The 20,085-nt window shown below is 53.1% G+C and carries 23 protein-coding genes and 2 tRNA genes; 13 read left to right on the top strand and 12 right to left on the bottom strand.

Annotated features, from left to right (window positions below):
• Window positions 1-44: 44 nt before the first annotated feature.
• Window positions 45-1,478, bottom strand: coding sequence for a putative glycoside hydrolase (locus tag QXT02_RS01690; protein WP_342811585.1), 1,434 nt, complete (start codon window positions 1,476-1,478; stop codon window positions 45-47).
• Between the two features lie 184 nt (window positions 1,479-1,662).
• A tRNA-Thr gene (locus QXT02_RS01685) sits at window positions 1,663-1,783 on the bottom strand.
• A gap of 44 nt (window positions 1,784-1,827) precedes the next feature.
• Between QXT02_RS01685 and QXT02_RS01680 the strand changes: the two genes are divergently transcribed.
• From QXT02_RS01680 to QXT02_RS01670, 3 genes are read left to right on the top strand one after another with little or no spacing between them, the layout of a single operon-like run.
• The gene (locus QXT02_RS01680; protein ID WP_342811584.1) at window positions 1,828-2,994 is read left to right on the top strand and encodes a M28 family peptidase; all 1,167 of its coding nucleotides are present in this window, start codon (window positions 1,828-1,830) and stop codon (window positions 2,992-2,994) included.
• Window positions 2,995-3,041: 47 nt separating this feature from the next.
• Window positions 3,042-3,518, top strand: a complete 477-nt coding sequence (locus QXT02_RS01675; RefSeq protein WP_342811583.1) for a metallophosphoesterase — start codon at window positions 3,042-3,044, stop codon at window positions 3,516-3,518.
• Window positions 3,519-3,560: 42 nt separating this feature from the next.
• Entirely contained in the window at window positions 3,561-4,550 is a 990-nt protein-coding gene (locus QXT02_RS01670) for an inorganic phosphate transporter (RefSeq protein ID WP_342811582.1), read from the top strand.
• Here the strand turns inward: QXT02_RS01670 and QXT02_RS01665 are convergent, their stop codons facing one another.
• From QXT02_RS01665 to QXT02_RS01655, 3 genes are read right to left on the bottom strand one after another with little or no spacing between them, the layout of a single operon-like run.
• On the bottom strand, window positions 4,551-5,258 hold the full coding sequence (locus tag QXT02_RS01665) for a DUF47 domain-containing protein (RefSeq protein WP_342811581.1): 708 nt from the start codon (window positions 5,256-5,258) through the stop codon (window positions 4,551-4,553). It abuts the gene before it with no gap.
• A 42-nt stretch (window positions 5,259-5,300) separates the two neighbouring features.
• Complete coding sequence (locus tag QXT02_RS01660) at window positions 5,301-5,789, bottom strand: hypothetical protein (protein WP_342811580.1); 489 nt, start codon at window positions 5,787-5,789, stop codon at window positions 5,301-5,303.
• Window positions 5,786-6,589, bottom strand: a complete 804-nt coding sequence (locus QXT02_RS01655) for an NAD(+)/NADH kinase (protein ID WP_342811579.1) — start codon at window positions 6,587-6,589, stop codon at window positions 5,786-5,788. Before QXT02_RS01655 ends, QXT02_RS01660 begins: the two co-directional genes overlap by 4 nt.
• 85 nt (window positions 6,590-6,674) lie before the next feature.
• On the opposite strand from QXT02_RS01655, the gene QXT02_RS01650 reads away from it, so the two are divergent.
• Window positions 6,675-7,064: a translation initiation factor IF-5A gene (locus QXT02_RS01650; protein WP_342811578.1), complete on the top strand. Its 390-nt coding sequence runs from the start codon at window positions 6,675-6,677 to the stop codon at window positions 7,062-7,064.
• Window positions 7,065-7,113: 49 nt separating this feature from the next.
• Here the strand turns inward: QXT02_RS01650 and QXT02_RS01645 are convergent, their stop codons facing one another.
• A complete protein-coding gene (locus tag QXT02_RS01645) occupies window positions 7,114-7,278 on the bottom strand; it encodes a DUF1931 domain-containing protein (protein ID WP_342811577.1) in 165 nt (54 codons plus the stop codon).
• Window positions 7,279-7,340: 62 nt separating this feature from the next.
• Entirely contained in the window at window positions 7,341-8,192 is an 852-nt protein-coding gene (gene panB / locus QXT02_RS01640; protein WP_342811576.1) for a 3-methyl-2-oxobutanoate hydroxymethyltransferase, read from the bottom strand.
• A 133-nt stretch (window positions 8,193-8,325) separates the two neighbouring features.
• Between panB and QXT02_RS01635 the strand changes: the two genes are divergently transcribed.
• Window positions 8,326-8,481: a hypothetical protein gene (locus tag QXT02_RS01635; RefSeq protein WP_342811575.1), complete on the top strand. Its 156-nt coding sequence runs from the start codon at window positions 8,326-8,328 to the stop codon at window positions 8,479-8,481.
• A gap of 81 nt (window positions 8,482-8,562) precedes the next feature.
• Here QXT02_RS01635 and QXT02_RS01630 read toward each other — a convergent pair whose 3' ends face one another.
• Window positions 8,563-9,039, bottom strand: a complete 477-nt coding sequence (locus QXT02_RS01630) for a flavodoxin family protein (protein ID WP_342811574.1) — start codon at window positions 9,037-9,039, stop codon at window positions 8,563-8,565.
• Between the two features lie 200 nt (window positions 9,040-9,239).
• On the opposite strand from QXT02_RS01630, the gene QXT02_RS06745 reads away from it, so the two are divergent.
• Both QXT02_RS06745 and QXT02_RS01625 read left to right on the top strand, forming a co-directional pair.
• Window positions 9,240-9,533, top strand: coding sequence for an EVE domain-containing protein (locus QXT02_RS06745; protein WP_404980409.1), 294 nt, complete (start codon window positions 9,240-9,242; stop codon window positions 9,531-9,533).
• 47 nt (window positions 9,534-9,580) lie between these two features.
• A complete protein-coding gene (locus QXT02_RS01625; RefSeq protein ID WP_342811573.1) occupies window positions 9,581-10,099 on the top strand; it encodes a hypothetical protein in 519 nt (172 codons plus the stop codon).
• Window positions 10,100-10,123: 24 nt separating this feature from the next.
• Here QXT02_RS01625 and QXT02_RS01620 read toward each other — a convergent pair whose 3' ends face one another.
• The 4 genes from QXT02_RS01620 to QXT02_RS01605 all read right to left on the bottom strand — a co-directional run bounded on the left by QXT02_RS01620 (window position 10,124) and on the right by QXT02_RS01605 (window position 13,646).
• Window positions 10,124-11,233 (bottom strand): DNA topoisomerase IV subunit A, encoded by a 1,110-nt coding sequence (locus tag QXT02_RS01620; RefSeq protein WP_342811572.1) that lies wholly within the window; start codon window positions 11,231-11,233, stop codon window positions 10,124-10,126.
• Window positions 11,226-12,794, bottom strand: a complete 1,569-nt coding sequence (gene top6B, locus QXT02_RS01615) for a DNA topoisomerase VI subunit B (RefSeq protein WP_342811571.1) — start codon at window positions 12,792-12,794, stop codon at window positions 11,226-11,228. The genes QXT02_RS01620 and top6B overlap by 8 nt, the downstream gene beginning before the upstream one ends.
• Before the next feature lie 111 nt (window positions 12,795-12,905).
• Window positions 12,906-13,064 (bottom strand): hypothetical protein, encoded by a 159-nt coding sequence (locus QXT02_RS01610; protein ID WP_342811570.1) that lies wholly within the window; start codon window positions 13,062-13,064, stop codon window positions 12,906-12,908.
• A gap of 51 nt (window positions 13,065-13,115) precedes the next feature.
• Window positions 13,116-13,646: a KH domain-containing protein gene (locus tag QXT02_RS01605; RefSeq protein ID WP_342811569.1), complete on the bottom strand. Its 531-nt coding sequence runs from the start codon at window positions 13,644-13,646 to the stop codon at window positions 13,116-13,118.
• 152 nt (window positions 13,647-13,798) lie between these two features.
• On the opposite strand from QXT02_RS01605, the gene QXT02_RS01600 reads away from it, so the two are divergent.
• The 6 genes from QXT02_RS01600 to QXT02_RS01575 all read left to right on the top strand — a co-directional run bounded on the left by QXT02_RS01600 (window position 13,799) and on the right by QXT02_RS01575 (window position 20,084).
• Entirely contained in the window at window positions 13,799-14,380 is a 582-nt protein-coding gene (locus QXT02_RS01600) for a DUF996 domain-containing protein (RefSeq protein WP_342811568.1), read from the top strand.
• A gap of 54 nt (window positions 14,381-14,434) precedes the next feature.
• A tRNA-Ser gene (locus QXT02_RS01595) sits at window positions 14,435-14,519 on the top strand.
• A 153-nt stretch (window positions 14,520-14,672) separates the two neighbouring features.
• Complete coding sequence (locus QXT02_RS01590; RefSeq protein WP_342811567.1) at window positions 14,673-17,207, top strand: cation-translocating P-type ATPase; 2,535 nt, start codon at window positions 14,673-14,675, stop codon at window positions 17,205-17,207.
• A 56-nt stretch (window positions 17,208-17,263) separates the two neighbouring features.
• Window positions 17,264-17,689, top strand: coding sequence for an archease (locus tag QXT02_RS01585; RefSeq protein ID WP_342811566.1), 426 nt, complete (start codon window positions 17,264-17,266; stop codon window positions 17,687-17,689).
• Window positions 17,690-17,750: 61 nt separating this feature from the next.
• Window positions 17,751-19,232, top strand: coding sequence for an RtcB family protein (locus QXT02_RS01580; protein WP_342811565.1), 1,482 nt, complete (start codon window positions 17,751-17,753; stop codon window positions 19,230-19,232).
• A 6-nt stretch (window positions 19,233-19,238) separates the two neighbouring features.
• Window positions 19,239-20,084: an RNA methyltransferase gene (locus QXT02_RS01575; RefSeq protein WP_342811590.1), complete on the top strand. Its 846-nt coding sequence runs from the start codon at window positions 19,239-19,241 to the stop codon at window positions 20,082-20,084.
• Window position 20,085: the final 1 nt, after the last annotated feature.

Genomic DNA, 20,085 nt, shown 5'->3' with positions numbered 1-20,085 from the left:
CCACAAAAATTAAACTCCTGTTTCGAGGAGAAATTTTGTATTTCTCAAAAACTTTTCTGGGTCTGATTATTCCACGCTCTTAAAAGCACCACTCCACTTTTAGGTTCTAGGACGATTCTGCTTAATATTCGACCGTCATTAAAAAAAGGGTCGTAGATTCCTTTGATTTTTTTATACTCACCATTTAGCTCAACAACTTTTTCAGAATTTGAAGGATTTACCAAAACAATCCCATTTTTGAAATCCCGTCTCCAGACTTTTTCTTCAACGGCAGCTTCACCGCTAATTAGAGAAATACCTAAGAATTCGTCTCTGTCGTCAACATTATAAGCTTCCGAGAGAGGAGAACCTAGATAGCCTTTATATTTTAAGGATTTTACCGCTGCACCTGTCGAAATATCCACCGAATATTCATCGTACCACCATGTGGCTTGGTAGGCCCCGTAATTTGTATAACAGAAATATCCATCAAACATTAACGTAGAGGCGAGGGCAAACCGCATCTTCTTGAAATCGTTTTGATGCCCATTAGCCATGATCAAAGAGACTTTGGGTTCAACTGAAACTAGATGCATGAGATAATGTCCGCGCATCACCTCCAGCCAGCCAAACCCCCATGCCTCGCCTTCTAAGAAGCCCTCTAGCATTCGTCCATTCAGCACATTTTTATACGTGTTATCAAAAATCGTGCCGCCATTACCCACCACCAACGTACCGGAGGGAAAGATGTTGCGGCTGTTATTGAGCAAAGTTTTTGTTCCATTTTTCCACAGGGAATTGAGTTTATCGTCTAAGTCGGCTAAACCATCGTTGTTTATATCGAGCGGAGCATTAGGATTATTGGTTCTGTAATTTAACCATGAGATATTCTCCATGACCCAATCATAGAAGATCCCGTCCGTCAGTCCAGTTGAAATCACGGCCTTGTTTAGGTAGTCAGCCATGTAGAAGTTAACTTCGGTTGTCAAGTTTAACATTTCAGACCAATTGCCGTCTGGGAGCTGAAGCAACAAGTAACGCGATCCATTCACGTCTTTCATGTACCAGCCGTCATCTAAACCCGAAATAAAAATACCATTTATAGTCGTGGTCTCCCTATGCCCAGGAAGTACATCTGAGGAGGAAAAATAAGACAGAACCACTGCGTGTGGGTTAATCTGAAGGATTGTCCCGTTGCTCCCGAGAAATTCGGGTCGATTGAGAATAACCTCCGCATCTAAAACCAATAAGTCCCAATTGGCGGCCTCGTTTATCATCTCTTCGCTCGGGGCATAATGCTGTAGTTGAACGAAGAGCCTTGGATATGGGTGGCGACCAAGCCTTTCATTCAGGTTGAATAATGGCGAATATACTGGTGGCGCGAGCGTTGAAGTCTGCGAAGTTTTGGGTCGAGTTGTGCGAACTGTAAAATAAACTGCTGCTGTCGCTATCATTATCGTAATTACTGTCATTACTATGAGGCTAGTCCTTTTTACCATTTTTCCACTTTTTCGCACGATATGTGTATGTAAATCCTTTTATAAGACGCAGAAATGACCGTTGGAATTGACTATCATTTTTTGGTATATCAATATTGAGAGTTCATGCCTAGATTCTTTAAAAGTTCAGCAAAGCTGTGACCCAAAGCTTCTCAAAAAATGCCAAGGAGATTCGTGATCCCTATGGTGCGGGGGAGGGGATTTGAACCCCCGAACTCCTAAGAGACCAGATCTCTCCTGACCAAACCAGATCTTGAGTTGCGTCCACCCGTCTGGCGCCGTTGACCTGGCTTGGCTACCCCCGCAGTAAAGAGTTTTTGTTATGGGGTAATTAAATATGCGGGGGAATATGGCTGAGTTTGAATCGCGACGGGCCTTTGAGCATATTGACAAGCTCGCCTACGAGATTGGTCCCCGTCTGGCGGGAAGCCGGGGTGACCGGCAGGCCGCCGATTACATTCGCAAGCAGCTGGAGAGCTTCGGGCTCAAGGTGAGAGTGCAGGAGTTCAAGTTTGTCAGTCGCTCGGCCCGGGCTAAGGTTGCGGCGGTCCTGCTGACCTCGGCTTTTGTCCTCTCCTTTTTTTTATCTTCGGAGTTTTCATTTCTAGTCTGGCTAGTCGCGATTGTGCTATGGCGCTCTTTAGGTAGGTTGTTACCCAAACGCGTCAGCCAAAACATAATTGCGGTCAAGGAGGTCGAGGCGCCAAAGAAGCGGGCTGCCTTAACAGCTCACTATGATTCCGCTCCCTGCACGATCAGCTTCAGACTTAACGTCCTTGTCAGGTTCACTTTTCTACCGCTGATCTTCTTGGTCACGGCTTTATTGCTGTTGAGGCTGGTGGGTCGGGTTCCCGAGTGGTCTGTGGTGTGGGCAGTGACAGCGATTTTCTTTCTCCCCGTCTGTGGAGCTAGCTTCATAGCGGCCAGCAGTCGACGTGTCTCCCCGGGCGCCGAGGACAACGCTTCCGGGGTGGCCGTGATGCTTGAGTCGGCCCGCGTCATTGCTGAGCAACCGCTCCCGGAAACCACAGTATTCTTCATCGCCTTTGGTGGCGAGGAGCAGGGGCTGATCGGCTCAAAGAAACTCGTCAGGGAAAACTTGCTCCCGAAGGACACAATGGTTCTGAACTTGGATATGGTTGGAGCCAGTACCCAGCCCTATGTGGTCGAGGGCAATGGGCTCATCAGGAGAACGAGGACATCGGAGGCTTTAAATCAGAAGTTGCTTGCTGTTATTCACAATCTCGGCCTCAAACCAAAGCTCTGGTGGGCTGCTCTGGCTGGACATGACCACATCCCGCTGCTTCGCGCTGGCATCCAGGCCACCACATTTACCTTCGACACAGCAGGCGCAGACAAGCTCGGCCAGAGGCTCGCGAGGTTCTTTAGGCTGCCGAACGCAAGGGTTAGAGGCTACCGTCATCTCCATAGCTACGATGACCTTCCCGACCACATCAACGCTGAGACCATCGAGAGAGCTGGGGCCGTGGTGCTGGAATTCCTTAAAGCGATTTAAACTTAGTCGCTGAGTAGTCTCGGAGTTCCTTGACAGTAATTGGCCTGATGTCGGATACTCACGACAAGCTGGACGCGGTCGAGCGGGCTATAGAGTTTTTTAACCAGGCCAAGGTCACCCACGTTCTCCACGCCGGAGACCTAAACTCCCCTTTTGTGGTTCCCAAATTTTCGAAGCTGAGGGCAAGGCTACATTACGTGTGGGGAAACAACGATGGCGACCGGGAGACGATAGCCGCCAGATTCGATGAGCTAGGACTGCCGCCGCCACAGAACTTTGCCTCGTTGCGCTTGGGCGGCCGGAGGATCGCCCTGCTTCATGGCACCCACCCGGAAATAGTGGAGACGGTCATCAGGTCCGGCAGGTACCATGTTGTGGTCAGGGGCCACACCCACCGAGCAAAGGTGTTTGGCAAGAAACCACTGGTGGTCAACCCGGGCGAGGTCTGCGGCTACCTGACGGGAAGGGAGACCGTGGCCGTCCTTGACCTGGACCGGCTGCGCGTGAGGATAGTCGAACTGTAGGGAATTATTAACCTCAGGAGATAACTCGATTGGGCGAGCTCTTTGATCGAGATAATGGTTCTGGTCGTTGCTTTTTTTCTGGCTTGGAACGTGGGCGCAAATAACACTGCCAACTGCATCGGGGTCTCGGTCGGTGGCGGAGTTCTGGGATACCGTCGGGCGATCTTGATCGTGATCGTTTTTGTCATTGTGGGTGCGGTTCTTGAGGGCTGGAGAAACATGAGGACGGTGGGCGAGGGGATTATCCTTCCAACTTCTTCAGGAGTAAATCCCTTTTTCCTGTTTCCTCGGGCGGCACTGGCCAGCCTAATCGCCGCCGCCGCGTGGATGTTCGCCACCACCTTTTTTGGCTTCCCGATGTCGGTTTCCCTTTCTATGGTCAGTGCCGTGGTCGGAGCGGGCTTGGCGCTGAACTTCATCCATCCCGATCTCATCTTTGGCCTGCACTCCTCCAGGATCTGGGCGATAATCATTTCTTGGGCGCTGAACCCCGTTTTTTCAGCCCTCCTGTCGTTCTTCATCTATCAGATTGTCACCGCGAGCCTGCGTCGAATCAAAAATTTACTGCTGTTCAACTCAGTCCTGAAAGCCCTCGTCTTGGTTGCCTCGGCCTACAGCGCTTACGTGCTTGGCGCCAACGATGTCGGGGCCTCCTTAGGTGTCGTTTACGCATTTTTCGGTGGCTCGCCCCAGCTGATTGCCCTCTTCGGATCTCTGGCGCTGGCGGTTGGGACCCTGACCTTCAGTAGAAGGGTAATGACCACGGTAGGTTCAGGTATCGCTAAAATCGGACCCACCACCGCCCTCGCCGCACAGTTGGGGGCCGCCCTCACCGTCTGGTCCTTCGTGCAGTTCGGCATGCCGGTGTCGACATCAGAGGCCATTGTCGGTGGGGTGGCCGGAGCCGGGCTTTTCAAGGGTACGACCGCGGTGAGCCGGCAAAGGCTGGGAAAAATCGTGTTGACCTTGGTGATCACACCGGCTGCGGTCGGCCTTCTTTCCTTTGTCGTGGTTTTGGTGCTCGGGATTTAATCAGCCCGTGAGCGTGAAGCCGAGTATGATTACGGTGTCGCTCATGTCCTCGGCCCGATCGCTCACGTTGGCCGACCTGCGGATGACGTCGGCGAGCTGGATGATGCTGACGGGATCAAGCAGTTTCTCGAAGTTGTAGAGGTCGTTCATCAGGCTGTGCTCTATCAGGTCGATCTCGTGTTCCAGAAGGTCGACATCGTTGGCCTTTCTGGTGGCCTCGTCCACGTCGGTCGAAAGCGCCCCGATGGCCTCCTCGAGAATTTGCACCGTCTGGGTCGTGATCCTGGCCATCTTGGTGAACCTGAGCCGCCACTCCCTGAGGTCCTTATTTTTCTTCTCGCTCCTGATCAAGGCTTCCATCAGCTGTTTTCTCAGCAGGAGCACACGCATGGCTCCCTCGGCCGTGTCGGCGACGGTGTCCAAGCGTTCGGCCAGCCAGGCAAGGTCGGCGCGAAAGGCGGGCAAAAAGGCGCCGCCGCTGAGCACTTTCATGAACTCCCTCTTTCCCTTGTCAGCCGCAGTTTCCAGCTTCGATAGCTCCCGGCCCAGCTTTTCAGCCCGGTCGAAATCTAGGTCGGAGAAGTAGGCAGTGATGACATCCTCAAACTTTTTAACCACACCGGTGACGGCTTTGGCGTTCTTTTTTAAAATTTCAAAGGCCAGCTGTTCCTTTCCGCCGCCAATGATGGAAATTGAGAAGACCTCCAACCCGTCACCTTCGTTGCAATATCTTCCGCATTTTTTAAAACGCTACCTTCTCGCCTGCTTTTTCAACTTTGAGCCGCAGATGAGACAGACCGTTGCCGTGGGCGGGAACTTGCTCTCGCAGGCAGGACAGACGGCCTCCCAGCGCAGCACCTCCTTTATCCCCGGCATGGCGACGCGGCGGTAGGGAAGGCGGAACATGGTGGCCAAGTTCTGGATGGCATAGTCGTCGGTAACGATTTCCGCGCTTCTGTCCCTGAGGTCCAGTGCCAGCGCGAGCAGTTTTATATCGGTTTCGGAAACGGTGTCCCCGCTGTGCTCCACCTTGCCCCGCACATTTTCTAGAGATTTCCTTGATGGTTCCATAACCCTGACCTTGCCCATCAACACCGCGGTCTCTAGCTTCAGCTTTGAGCAGAGGTCGCGGGCCTCTTCTAGCACCTCGGGCACCGTTACCTGCTCAGCTTCAAGCAGCCCCGGGGCTAGACCAGCGATGACAGCGGAGGTGTCAAGAATCAGAACGCTGCGCGTCACAATAGCCTCTCCTTCACCTTACGATAAAAACTCTCCCACTCAAAGAACCGGGCACAATTTCGAGAGAGCCTCACTTCCACCTTTTCCCCTTGGCTCACCTTGGTCACCGGGTCGCCGTCAACGATCACTAGGGCATCTCGGCCGGGTCTAGTCGGCGCCACCTGCACTAGGCTCTCCGGAGGGATGACGATGGAGCATTGTCGGGGGTGGGTCGGGCAAATGGGTGTGATCACGATGGATTTCAACCTTGGGTCAACCACCGGTCCACCCGCAGCGTGAGTGTAGGCTGTACTGCCGGTTGGCGTGGCAACGATTATTCCATCGCAGCGGAAATCGAGTGCCTCTTGGCCGTCAATCATTACCTCAAGGCTGGCGGTCTTTCCGGCGACGCTTGAGCCGATGACGACATCGTTCAGGGCCTCGGGCAGTGATTTTCCCTTCACGGTTGCCGCTAGGCGCGACCGTTCTACGACGCGGAGCTTACCCTCTCTGAGCATCCTCAGCGCCTTCAGCGCGTCGTTGGGGTTAACTTCGGCGAGAAATCCCCTCCTCCCCAAGTTTATCCCCAGAATAGGCACATCCGGCGCTAGCTTCTGGGCATGGAGCACGGTACCATCTCCACCCACCGTCACGATGGCATCACAGCTGTTGAAGCTTTGAGCTTTACCTGGGCTTCTACCGATCCTCTTCGCCAGTGCTGGCTCAAGGACAACTTCCTCTCCCTTCAGGTGTCTGATGATCTTGGCTACCATCTCAAGGTCCGAGTGGCCATCTGTTCTGGCGACGATTCCGATTCTCAAGTTTCCACAGATTCGATTCTTCCTTTGAAGATTAAACCTTGCGCCAAGCTTTTAAGGAAGTCAGGAGAATTTCTACGGGATAACAATGAAAGAGGTCACTGAAGTCGGCAAGCTCAAGGAGGGCCGCTTCATCATCGTTGACGATGAGCCCTGCCGCATCGTCGGCTTTTCCACCTCGGCTCCGGGAAAGCACGGCCACGCCAAGGCCAAGATTGATGCCATCGGGCTTTTTGACGGACAGAAGCGCACCATCGTGAAACCGACCAGCGCTAAAATCGAGGTGCCGATAATCGAAAGGGGCAGCGCCCAGGTTCTGGCGATTGTCTCGAACAACGCTCAGCTGATGGACCTCAACACCTACGAGACCTTCGAGCTGCCCATACCTATCAACCTCCGCGGCGATGTCAAGGAAGGCGTTGAGGTGGAGTATCTGCAGGCGCTGGGAAGAAGAAAGATAGATAGAGTAAAAGGTTGAACAAAATTAAAAACAGTGGCAGCCTCGGCCGCCACCAAAAATTTTCGGCTTAGAGGTCTATTCCTCTGAGGGTCTTCCTGCCGTTGCCCTTGGCACGCTCGATTGCCTTTTTGCAGCTTGCGGCCACTACCGCGTCCAGTGCTTTGAAGAAGTCGTCGCTGGCCCTCATTCCCTTGAGGAGCTCCCTCACCGCGGACTTAACTATATAAGCCATTTTTACACCTCCGTTCAGTCGCTTTTATCCTCTTATTTTCAATATTTAAAGGTGCTTAGAACTCATCTTTTCTGCCTGAAACCCCGGATTAACTTGCGCATCTCCTCGGGAGGCATCTCGTAGCTCTGCGCCAGCGTCGGGAACTTGCCCGACTTGACGTCCCTCTTGAAGCTCTCCAGCGCCTTCATGATCTCTTTATCGACCTCGGCGTAGCGCCTGACGAACTTGGGGAGGTTTGGCCCGGTTAAGCCGATGAGGTCGTGCAGCACCAGAACTTGACCGTCGCAGTAAGGTCCGGCGCCGATTCCAATGGTTGGGATCTCCAGCTTTTCGGTGATCAGCTTGGCCAGCTGCCAGGGCATGGCCTCGAGCACTAGGCTGAAGACGCCGGCCTGCTCCAACCTTTTGGCATCCTCGAGGATGGCGCGGGCGGCGGACCAAGTCTTGCCCCGAACGCGGTAGCCGCCGAACTGGTGCACCCACTGTGGGGTCAGGCCGAGGTGGCCCATCACCGGAACCCCGGAGTCGATGATGGCCTCGATCTTTCTTATCATCTTGCGACCGCCCTCGACCTTGACGGCTTCGGCGTGTCCTTCCTTCAGAAAACGGCCTGCGTTCCGGATGGCGTCCTCGGTGCTCGCCTGGTAGGACATGAAGGGCATGTCGCCGACCACCAGCGCCCGTTTAACCCCGGTGGCCACGGCCTTGGTGTGGTGGAGCATCTCCTCCATTCCGACCGAAAGGGTGTCACGGTGTCCCAGGACCACATTGGCCAGCGAGTCGCCCACCAAGACGGCGTCGGCGCCGGCTTCGTCGACCATTTTCGCCGTTAGGTAGTCGTAGGTCGCCAGCATGACTATTTTTTCCCCGCTGTCCTTCATCTCCCTGATCTTGATCGTGGTGATTTTCTCCATGATCTCGATTGACTATCTATTGAGCGGCGTATTAACTTTAGCTGGGCTGTGGTTTTGAAGCGTTGAAAATCGATTTAATAGGGTGGGGGGTTTAATATCTTGGGCAGGTTAGGTTGAGTTCATCGGTGGTTGGATGAGTCTGAGAAAATATCGCTGGAAGAAGCCCGACTGGCGCGAGAGGAAGAAGAAGAGGCAGAAAAAGTGGAAGCGGAAACACGAGCCAGCCATTACAGCAGCCGAGGCGCCAATCTCTTCGGGCAAAGTGTCAACGCTCGGACAAGCTGCTTAAAGAGCCGGTTTTGGCCCTAAAATTACCTCTTTATAAAAATCCATCGCCGAATACCGATCTGACAAATTATTTTTCGCGATATCAGTTCTTTTTCAGGCTCTCGGTGAATGACTTCATTTTCTCAGATTGGGCGCCAGCCTTGACTTCCTTTGATGGTATCCCGAGCGTGCCCACTACTGCCGACTTCGGCACCAGCGCCCTCATCTCAGCGAACACCTTTTCATGCCCGCCGCCGTCCGTGCAGAAGAAGGCCACCCTCTTGCCCTCCAGCTTCTGGATGTTGAGATAAGTTCTCACCGCAGGGGTGATGTTCCCTGCCCAAACTGGCGTGCCGATGACGATCAGGTCGTAGTCTTCCGCCGATTTCTCAAATTTGATGTTCGTCGTTCTTTTTCTCATGGCATCTCTGCCCGCGATCAGAAAGCGGAATGGTGGCAGGCCGGTTCTCCTCTTTAGGTCAATGATGTGTTCGAAATCAGCTCCGAGTTCCCGAGCAATAGCTTCGCCCACCGCTTTGGTGGTGCCGGTTCTTGAATAACAGGCTACGAGAATTTTCATGGGGTCAACTGATTAACGAGCAACGGCTGGTAACTTAAGTCTTCGCTTTAAAGGAACCCCAGCGCAAAGGTTAAATGGGTCTATTGGATAACGAACTCGAAGAAATTTTGCGAGTCTTAATTTTAATACACAAGGAGATAGTCTCGCAAGAAAATTGCTGGAAAAGAAACGTTTAAGACTTTAGTCAGGAATCTTTATTCGTGCAAGTTTGGATATGTGTAGGTAAAGTCGAAAATTGGGAAACCGCAATTTCAGGCAACATTTGGGGAGTTAAAGAGAGACAAAAGAACCTTTGGGAAAAGTTGCAGAAGGGAGACCTTTTATTATTTTATGCGACCTCCCCCGTGAGCGGAATCATCGGCGTCGCAAAGATCGATAACAAAGTCATACAAGATAAACCTTTATGGCCCGAAGAACGTGAAAAAAATAAGTTATTTGGTAGTACCGCTTTGAGTTTAAAGTTGAATACGTTCTTCCTAGGACGGACTGGATAAATAGAAAAGTGGGCACCGCAGGGTTTAAAATTAGTGTGATGTCCGGTTTGAGTTCAGTAAAGGACAAAGGATCGATCCAACAGCTTTTACAAAAAATGGATCAGACTTGGAACACAGAATTATCTAGATTGTTAGAGCCCTTGGTGAAGATAGTCAAGAAAGAGGAAGTTAACTTGCACGACCGAGTTAAAGAAATGCTTCTAGAACTGGGCAAGATGGAGAATTATATTGCTGAAAAAGAGTATCCATTTCCAGATACTGGTGAGCGGCTCGATGTGGTTTGGAGAAAAGTGGCGGCTAGTGTTCCTACATATGTTTTCGAGGTACAAATAGGGGGAAATTTGTGTCAGGCTCTTGCAAAATTAAAGCACGCACTTGACCTTTGGAATAGCAATATTTTCATAATTTCAGAGAAAAAAGATTTGCTAAAGATACATCAGCTTCTGGGCGGGGCTTTTCATGAAATAAGTGAACGAGTTAAAACGATGACGGTAGAAAAAATAAAAAATGTTTACGACATCCAGATCGAAGATAATAAATTAAAAAGAGAAGTTGGGTTTCGATAATATTAAGGCTAAAATTTATACGATTCACGTCTTTCCCAAGAACCGCTGCCCCTCAACTTCCTTCAGCTTGGCGGGCAGATACTCGTTGACGACGTAGGCCAGCCCATACTTGGCAAACGCCTGCTGCTCGGCCTTCCTCCCGATCTCGAGCATCTTCTTGATCTCATACTGCCAGAACTCAGTATTGTACCTTGGGTCCTTCAGCAGCTGCTTCAGCCGGGCGATGTCGAGTTCGCGCAGCTTGTCCGTGGGCAGCTTGTAGTTGACGATGTCGCTGGCGGTGACGCCGATGTACTTGGCGTCGGGAACGGCCAGCTCGTGGTTGATGTAGGCCAGGTTGGCGCTGCCTGAGATGATGACCATGCCGATGTGGTAGCCGAAGGGATCACCGTCGCAGTTGAGGTAGACGGGCAGGCCGAGTTCCTCGTTCGCCCTCTTCAAGAACCTCCTCGTGGCCCGGGCAGCTTGTCCTTTAAGTCCCACGATCAAGGCATCAAATTTCTTCCAGGCCTCTTCTTGGATGAGCCGGTGATACATACCCATTGTCTCCACCGCGATGATCCGCTTGGCCCGGCACTTGACGAACTCGACGTCATCGATTGTGGGCGGAATGGTGTAACCGCCCCTACCGGCCTTGGTGGCGTCAATGGTCACATCACCCTCGCGAAAGACGATCTGGCCGTAAACGGCGGCACCATCTTCCTCCGGCATCAGTCCAAGGCTCTCCCTCTTCAATCCGAACGTCGCCTCAAGGTCTTCGATGATAGCATCAGACTCGCTCTGGTCGTGGAAGGGGCCGGCCTCCCATCCCTCGGCCGTGTAGTACATCTCCCGGAGCGTGGCGAACTTGCCGCTCTCGATGAGTTCCCGGGCGAAGTCGGCCGTGCAGAGGAGCTGCGCCACCTTCTTGATTTGCTTCATGCTTCCCGCCGACCTGATCCCATATCTGGGCCCGAGGACAAAATAGCGGTTCTTCTTGTCGTAGATGATGTTTGAGGTGCTCCTGGATGGAATCTTCAGCTTCGGCGGTTGGACATTTCTGATATCCTCGACAATTTTCCGGCCCAGCTCGGCTAGGGCCTGCAGCGCCTTCTTGCGGTGTTTTGGCTCCAGGGAGGTGGCGTCTTTAGTCATGGTCAACACCCGCGATTTTCTTCAGCAGGGGTTTGATGTCGGGCTCCTCCACACTGGCCAGCCTCGCGGCCTTTCGGGCGACCACCGGTAGGAACCTTTCGAAGATGCCCGCCCGCTCCTGCCTCTCCTTGGCCTTGAGCCTTCGGTAGAGGAATTTTTTCAGCTCGCGGGCGGCCTCCATTACCGCCGTCCTGATCTCGTTCACGATTTCGGGCTCGTCAGCGATGGATTGTTTACCCGCCGAGGTGTAGGGGACATAGGCCGAGGAGATGTTGACGAAGAGCGTCAGCGGGGCATTGGTAATATCCACACCGTAGCGGCGCCAGTCGATGCTCCGGGCGGCGGCCGTGATGGCGCAACCCCCCTGGTCAAAGATGAGCGGAGCCCGGTTGGCAAACCTGATGAGGTCCATCCCCACCTCTCCCTCGGTGCTTTCATTGTCGCCCTTGCTCTCGAGCGACTTCCCGGCATTGCCGCCGTAGGCGATTCCGACTTCGACGATGAAGGGCAGGCCACCCCGGTACACCTTCGGCGGTCGGGTGAGCGTGTAGACGAACTCGGGGTTCAATATCTGGCGCATGCCGTTCTCCAGCTCGGCCGCGCCTATCGGCCTGAGCCCGGAAGTCGGCGGGGCCAGAAGTTTAACCTGTTTGAAGGCGGAGACGATTCTCTCGGCCTCCTCCCAGGTCAGTTCTGATGGCTTCTTTTCAGGTGAGACGTTGGCGAGCCGGCAAACCTCGTCCGCCTTCTGCTTGCTCACCCGGGAGAGTTCCGTGGAGAGAAGTCCGGATACGGTTCGGGCCTTGGTGCGCTTGGCCAGCACCAGCAGATCGTCGGACATTATCCCCCAAGGGTGCAGGGGCATGGGCTTGGGTCGCTCCGGGATCTTGTCGGTGGCATTTTCGAAGATGGTGAGGGTGCCGTCGGGTTCAATGAAGGTTATCCTCACGTGAGGATTGGCGATAGCGGTCATGCGCAGGTAGTTGAAGGGACCGTAGCGGGAGCGCATGTAAGCCACTTCTTTCGCCTCGATCTCAACTCTAGTGCCCCGCCACTTCTCCTTGAACTTCTCCTTGTTGATGATCTTACCTTGGTTCCTGTCGACGTCGATCATGACATCCGCACGAACGACCTCGCCATTGCCGGTGGAGGTGACAACCGTCGCCGGCTTGCCTGAGGTTATCTGTCCGAACATCACGCAGCCGGAAATACCTATGCCCTGCTGTCCGCGCTGCTGCATGGCTCGGTGCAGCTTGGTTCCGGCGAGCATCTTGCCGAAAACGTCGGGAATATATTGTTCCGGGATGCCTGAGGCGTTGTCCTCGATGACGATCCTGAAATGTTCAGGTTCATCGTTCACCCTTTTTATCATAACAGTCACTTTGGGCAAAATTCCGGCCTCTTCAGCCGCATCGATTGCGTTGGTCACGCCTTCGTGGACGATCGTCGTCAGCGAGCGAATCTTGCCGGTATAGCCGAGCATGGCAGCGTTTCTGCGGAAAAATTCGCTGACGCTGTGCTCCCTGAAATCGGCGAAAAGTTCGTCGGCAAGGCTCTTCATGGATCCGCCACCGGAGCCCCATTTTCCCCGCCCTGTATAAACGAGTTTGGGCGTGGGGGCGCTGAAACTATTCTCCACCATGAAGCCCGTGTTCGCTCCCCGCAGCACAACCTAATATCCAGCATGGTTTATCAGCTCCTTAATCGCCTCGTCCATGGTGACCCTTCTGCCCTTCTTGATCTGAAGCTTCGAGACCACCTCGAGCAGCTTTCGGTGCGTGTCGTCGTCCACCTTGAGAGTAACTTTAGTGTTTTTAGTATCTTTACTCATCATAGTAAAGTTGTTAAAGTTACTATAAAAGTGTTATCCCAGACTCGGGCCTCAGAACTGCGGCGGTCCCCTCTGGTTCTTTCGACGTTTTTTCTCCAGGAATCTGTAGACGGTTGCGTGTTCCCTCCCGCTCAGCAGCATCTCAATGGCCTCTCGAGCCACCGCCACCTGTTCGGCGTTCCCGATGGCGGCAACTGTTTTTCCGTAAATTGAAATGTAAGTGTCGGTCAGGCGCTCAATAGTCTCTCGGGTCTTTCCCTTTTCGCCAATGACCCTGCCTTTCAACCGGGCGATGGCGCGTTCCGAGTCCCCGGCGAAATCGGTGATGTCCACAATCTCTAGGAGCTGATCGTCATCGAACAGCCTGAAAGCCCGCTGCGAGCTGAACCCTCGGGCAATCGCCTTGAGGACGTTCTCGGCTTTTAATGCGCCTAACGGATCATTCCCGGCCTCAATTTTCACGCAGCCCGACTCGCTGTCGAAGGTTAGCTTGGCGGAGGTGCGGCGCTCGATTTCCTTCTTTATCTCGCCATTAGGCCCGATGGCGGCCCCAATTCTATCTACAGGTATTCGGATATACATCTCCCACACCAGCTAGTCCAATCAACAAAGTAAAGGAGTTTGTCCACCGGCATTTAACCTCGGCGCTTTTTTCAGAATCACTTTTCCTCATCCAAGTCAAAAATCTTTTGGTCGTGGAAACCTTTATTTTCAGGTAAACTAAGTTGGCAGTGATGACGCTTGAATCTCACAAGAACTTGGGCGGCGTGGGGGCCCTGTTGGTAGTTTTGTCCCCCATAGCGATGGGTGCGGCAGCAGGGGTGCTTGGACTGGTAGGACTAGTGCTGTTACTCATTGCCCTGAGTGGCATGGCGAGGGATTTTAGGGAGAAGAAAATATTCAGCAATGCGCTTTACGGGTTTGTGATTGCCGTCGTGGGTGTGGTGGTCGCGCTGGTCATCGTGATTTTGACGGCGCTGCGGTTCTTCTCTCAAGTTGGAATTGATATCCTCAATCCCAATTGGACTGGAATGGGCCGCATGTTTATGGGCGTGTTAACTCCCGGCTTTTGGCCCTTCTTAGCCGGTATCGTGGCCGCGCTGGCCGTGATCTTCGTCTGCTTCCTTATTGCCGTGATATATTTCAGAAGGACGCTGAATATCTTGAGCGACAAGACGAATGTCCAGCTGTTCGCCACCGCCGGGACGATCATGTTGATAGGTGCTATCTTGACCATAGTGGTGGTCGGCTTTCTGCTCATCTGGATTTCATTTATCCTTCTGACGGCGGCCTTTTTCTCGATAAAGACGAAGTGAAACGGGCCTCGGCTCAGGTAAGAATTTATCCAAGATATTTTCAGTAGTTAGTGGGCCGGGGTAGCCAAGCCAGGTAAGGCGTACGCCTTGAGAGCGTATGGCCCATCGGGCCGCAGGGGTTCAAATCCCCTCCCCGGCGCCTTGAGCTAATGAATCGGAACAAAACTCCACTTTGACAACAGTTTTCCCCAATTAGGTAGTGCTCGATGATTCAAAACCACGCTGAAGGTTTCAATATCCTTAAAAGCAAACAGCGCACTACTATCAAGAAATGGGAAATAATTTTAACCATTTGGCTGGCCTCCAAGGATTGTCTGAAGAGGAGGCCGCTAGAAGGCTTAGAGAAGAAGGATACAACGAGCTGCCACGCGGCGAGAAGAGAGGTGCCCTGAGGATAATTATCGGAGTTCTCAAGGAGCCGATGTTTCTTCTTCTGATCACCATCGGAACGCTCTACATGATCCTAGGGGATTTGGAGGAAGCATTTGTCCTGATGAGCTTCGTTTTCGTGATCATCGGTATAACCATTTATCAGGAGAGGAAGACGGAAAGCGCGCTTGAGACTTTGAGGAACCTCTCCAGTCCGCGTGCCCTAGTCATCCGAGGCAGAGAGCTGGTCAGGATTCCAGGTCGGGAGGTGGTTCGGGAGGACTTGCTCTTGCTTAGGGAGGGCGATCGAGTGCCCGCCGACGCCATTGTCCTAGACTCGATGCACCTTCTCGTTGATGAGTCGCTGCTGACGGGAGAATCAGCCCCGGTGAGGAAAAAGGCATGGGATGGGGTTGCTAGGATCGGAAGACCGGGAGGGGATGATCAGCCGTTCGTTTACTCGGGTACTTTGGTGGTCCAAGGTTACGGATATGCTAGGGTCGTCACCACCGGTTTAAACACCGAGATGGGGAAGATAGGCAGGTCGCTGGAGGGTCTCAAGCCCGAGGATACCTCCCTGCAGAGGGAGACCAGGAGGCTCGTCCGAAACATCGCACTTCTCGGACTTCTTCTCAGCATCATTGTCATCCTAGTTTACAGTATTACTAGGTTGGATTGGTTTCATGGAATACTGGCCGGTCTTACTCTTGCGATGGCGATCATCCCGGAAGAGTTCCCAGTTATCTTGACGGTCTTCCTAGCCCTCGGTGCTTGGCGGATATCTAAACAGAGGGTGCTTACGCGTCGGGTCGCGGCTTTGGAAACGCTGGGTGCGGCAACGGTGCTCTGTGTCGATAAGACTGGAACTTTAACCCAGAACCGGATGACGCTTAAGAAGATGTTCGTTGACGGCGAGTTCTATGATGTCGATGAAAGTAGACCGCTGCCGGAAAAGTTTCACGGACTGCTGGAGTTCGCCGTTCTCGCCAGCAGAAGAGACGCCGTTGACCCGATAGAGAGGGCGATAAGCCAATTGTCCGAGAGACACATCGCGAACACCGAGCATGTGCACGGCGACTGGACGCTGGTCAGGGAATACCTGCTATCAAGGGAGCTGCTGGCCATGTCACAGGTCTGGAGCTCCCCTGATGGTGAAGAATACGTGATCGCGGCCAAGGGAGCTCCCGAGGCCGTTTTCGACCTCTGTCACCTCATCGAGGAGAGATCGGAGGAGATCTCGAAGGCTGTGGCGAGGATGGCCGACGAGGGGTTGCGTGTGATCGGGGTTGCCAAGGCATATTTCAAGAAGATAGACCTTCCGGTCGAGCAGCATGATTTCAGGTTCGACTTCATCGGCCTGTTGGGATTTAAGGACCCCCCGAGGCTTGAGGTCAAGGAGGCGATAGAGGAGTGTTACAGCGCCGGAATCAGGGTCGTGATGATCACTGGAGATTATCCCGGAACGGCGTTACATGTGGCCAAGGAAGTCGGATTGAAATGCGATGGAGGGATTGTGACGGGTAACGACTTGGAAAAAATGAGCGACGAGGAGCTCGGTGAGTGCGTGAGAAGTTCAAACGTTTATGCTAGGGTGACGCCCGAGCAGAAGCTGAGGATAGTGAGGGCTCTCAAGGCCAATGGCGAGGTGGTGGCCATGACTGGGGATGGGGTCAACGACGCGCCAGCTCTGAAGGCAGCGAACATAGGTGTGGCCATGGGAGAGAGGGGAACCGATGTCGCTCGAGAAGCTGCCTCGCTCGTCCTAACCGATGATAATTTTTCTTCCATAGTTCAGGCCGTAAGACTCGGCCGGAGGATTTATGACAACATTAAGAAGGCAATGGTCTACATCTTTACCATCCACGTCCCGATAGCCGGGATCACTTTAATACCAGTCCTGCTGAATCTGCCCTTGGTCCTTCTGCCCGTCCATGTCGCCCTTCTCGAGCTGATAATCGACCCTGCTTGTTCGGTGGTCTTCGAGGCACAACCTGAAGAACCAGACGTCATGAGGCGCCCCCCTAGAGATCCAAAGGTGAAGCTGTTTACCAGAAGAACACTTGGCCTCGGCATCCTTCAGGGACTAGTGGTACTCCTCGTTGTCCTTTCCGTCTTCTTGTTTTCCCACTACAGCGGAATGGGAGTGGAAAAGGCGCGGGCGCTTACCTTCATCACTCTCATCATAGCTAATGTTTGTCTTATCCTGACTAACCTTTCTTGGTCGAGGAGCATGTTCGGCTCCATCGGTAAGAGGAACCTTCCACTCTGGCTGATTTTGGGCGGCACCTCCATTTTCATCCTGTTTCTGCTTTATGTCCCGGCGCTTCAGGCAGTTTTCAAGCTCGCTACCATTCAGCCCGTTGAACTGCTCCTCTGTTTGGTAGCGGGTTTGGTGAGCGTGGTGTGGTTTGAGGTCTTTAAGGCACTGAAACCCGACGCTATTAAAAAGGATATTTAACGAAGGCACCCAGTTATTTGTGAGCTCTTCCAATCAGTCTTGGGTTGGTGCGTCTGATGAAAAAATTCGATTGGATAGAACATCCCAGCGACATAGGCTTCAGGGCATACGGCCGCGATCTAGCCGAGGCCTTCGAGAACGCGGCACTGGCACTTTTCGAAATCATGGTCGACACCAGCAAGGTCGATCCCAAGGAAAGACGGGATGTGGAGCTGGCGGCGGAAGATGAGCTGGCGCTCCTTTATGACTGGCTGGACAGATTAATCTATTTTCATGACTCGGAAAATTTGGTCTTTTCAAGGTTCACGGCGGGGATAGAAAAAACGCGGAGAGAACTCAAGCTTTCGGCCCAGGTCTGGGGTGAGAAATTTGATCCAGCCAAGCATCCGGAGCGGACGGCAGTGAAAGCGGTCACCTATCACCTGATGGAAGTGGGGCAGGGGAAAGATGGCACCTATGTCCAAGCCGTGGTTGATATCTGATCGGGCCATTTTAAAGCAAAAGTTAATTTAACGGCTTCAGCTATGTCTACTGGGTGTAATTGTGGAAGAAGGCGCTGTTTCAGCCGCGGGTCCGTGGAAGGGGACGATAAGGAAGATAGATGAGTTGAGATGGGAGATACCTAAAGATTACAAGCACTGGATGCGCGTTCCCGCCAGAATCTATGCAGACGAGGAGATGCTCAACGAGATGAGGCGGGACCTCACGCTGGAACAGGCCGCCAACGTTTCCTCACTTCAGGGGATCTGCCGCTACTCGATAACACTTCCTGACGGTCATCAGGGCTACGGCTTTCCAATTGGAGGAGTGGCCGCTACGGATGTTGGGACCGGCGTTATCAGCCCAGGAGGCGTAGGCTATGATATCAACTGTGGCGTTCGTCTTCTGCGCACGGGACTCGACAAAGATGATGTAATACCAAAACTTCGAGAGCTCGTGGATTCACTGTTTAGGAACGTTCCCTCAGGGTTGGGTAGTGAGGGCAAAGTTAAGGTGACTCAGTCTCAGCTCGACCAAGTTCTGGAGATGGGAGCGAGATGGGCCGTGGAGAATGGATATGGTTGGGAAGAGGACCTAGATCGGCTTGAGGAAAGGGGCGGGATGCCCGGGGCTTCTGCCAAGGATGTTAGCACCGAGGCCAAGAGGCGGGGTTATCCCCAGCTCGGCAGCTTGGGCAGCGGAAATCACTTTCTCGAAGTTCAGACGGTTGATAAGATATTTGACCCTGAGGTAGCCCGGAGGTTCGGCATAGACCACGAGGGCCAAGTAACGGTGATGATCCACACCGGTTCCCGAGGTCTGGGGCACCAGGTTTGCTCCGATTACCTCCGCACCATGGAGCGTGCCGTGAAAAGGTATAACATCTTCCTGCCCGACCGTGAACTGGTGAACGTTCCCGTAAACTCTCCCGAGGGGCAGGCATATCTTTCGGCGATGAGATGCGCCGCCAATTTCGCCTGGGCTAACCGACAAATGATAGTCCACTGGGTGAGGCAGTCATTTGAGGAGGTCATGAAGAAGGACGCCGAATCGTTGGGCCTGCACATTGTCTATGATGTTGCGCACAACATTGCCAAGATCGAGGAGCATGAGGTGAACGGTGAAAAGAAAAAACTTTGCGTTCACAGAAAGGGCGCCACAAGGGCCTTCCCTGCTGGACATCCTGAAGTGCCACCAATATACCGTGATGTGGGCCAGCCGGTGCTGATTCCAGGGGATATGGGAACGGCTTCCTATGTGATGGTCGGTACCCAACAGGGTTACAGGGAGACCTTCGGCTCCACTGCCCACGGCGCTGGACGGCACATGAGCCGAACCGCAGCGCTGAAGCACTTCAGGGGAGAGGACATCAAGCGCAAGCTAGAGTCAGAGGGAAAGGTCGTCAGGGCCGCCAAGATTTCGGTAATCGCTGAGGAGGCACCGGAAGCCTACAAGGACATCGATAGGGTGGTTGACATAACCCACCGAGCCGGCATAGCTAAGAAAGTTGCAAGGCTGGTGCCAATAGGAGTCGCCAAAGGCTGATTGATAATGCTTTCTAACCCAGAAATTTCAGTCTTATTACCAGCTTCTTTGGTGGCTGATTCCTCAGACCTTCAACAGGTGACTTTTAAAGTAGGCATAGTGGGGCGGGCACTGGCAATCTTCCGCGTTGTCAGGGTATGTATCTACAATGACGATGATCCCAATGTCCGTGACCAAGAGATCCAAGCCAAGACGATTGAGACCTTATTGAGTTATCTTGAAACTCCGCAGTATTTGCGCAAGCTCCTTTTCCCCCATACTGGTGAACTTAGATATGCCGGTTTGCTTTCTCCGCTGCGAACACCGAATCATCCGCTCCAGGGTGAGAGGAATCAAAAGGGAGACTATCGCGATGGAGTCGTCATTGAGTCGGGAAAAAAAAGCGTTTTGGAAATAGGTCTGCCGATGAAGGGAATCTACCATGGAGAGTTGCCCCTGAAGCAGCGGTTGACGGTGAGACTTGGTAATCGAGAGGGGGATTTCGTCCAAGTGACACCGGTCCCTCGTGAGGAGATTCATGAGTATTGGGGTTTCAAAATTTCACGCGCCAAAAGCCTCGCGGAGGGCTTAAAAGCAGTTAAATCCGATTACTACATTGGTACATCGAGGCGAGGGCAAAATTTATATGAGACCGTGCAGGCGATAAAGAGTAGCAAACCTCGCAGTATGGCGGTGGCTTTCGGGGGGCCTTATGCTGGGCTCTTCGAGATATGCCGGCGACAGGGCGTCGAAGCCTCGGCTCTGTTCGACGTCATTGTGAACGCAGTACCAAACCAAGGCACGGCCACGGTTCGGACCGAGGAGGCACTCATCGCCACGCTCTCGCTGCTGAATGCGCTCATAGAGGGATAGA

The organism is Hadarchaeum sp. (SeqCode), from assembly GCF_038871235.1.
Lineage (GTDB): Archaea > Hadarchaeota > Hadarchaeia > Hadarchaeales > Hadarchaeaceae > Hadarchaeum.
The sequence above is the reverse complement of the archived record's forward strand: the minus strand, read 5'-3'. Positions and strand labels throughout refer to the sequence as shown.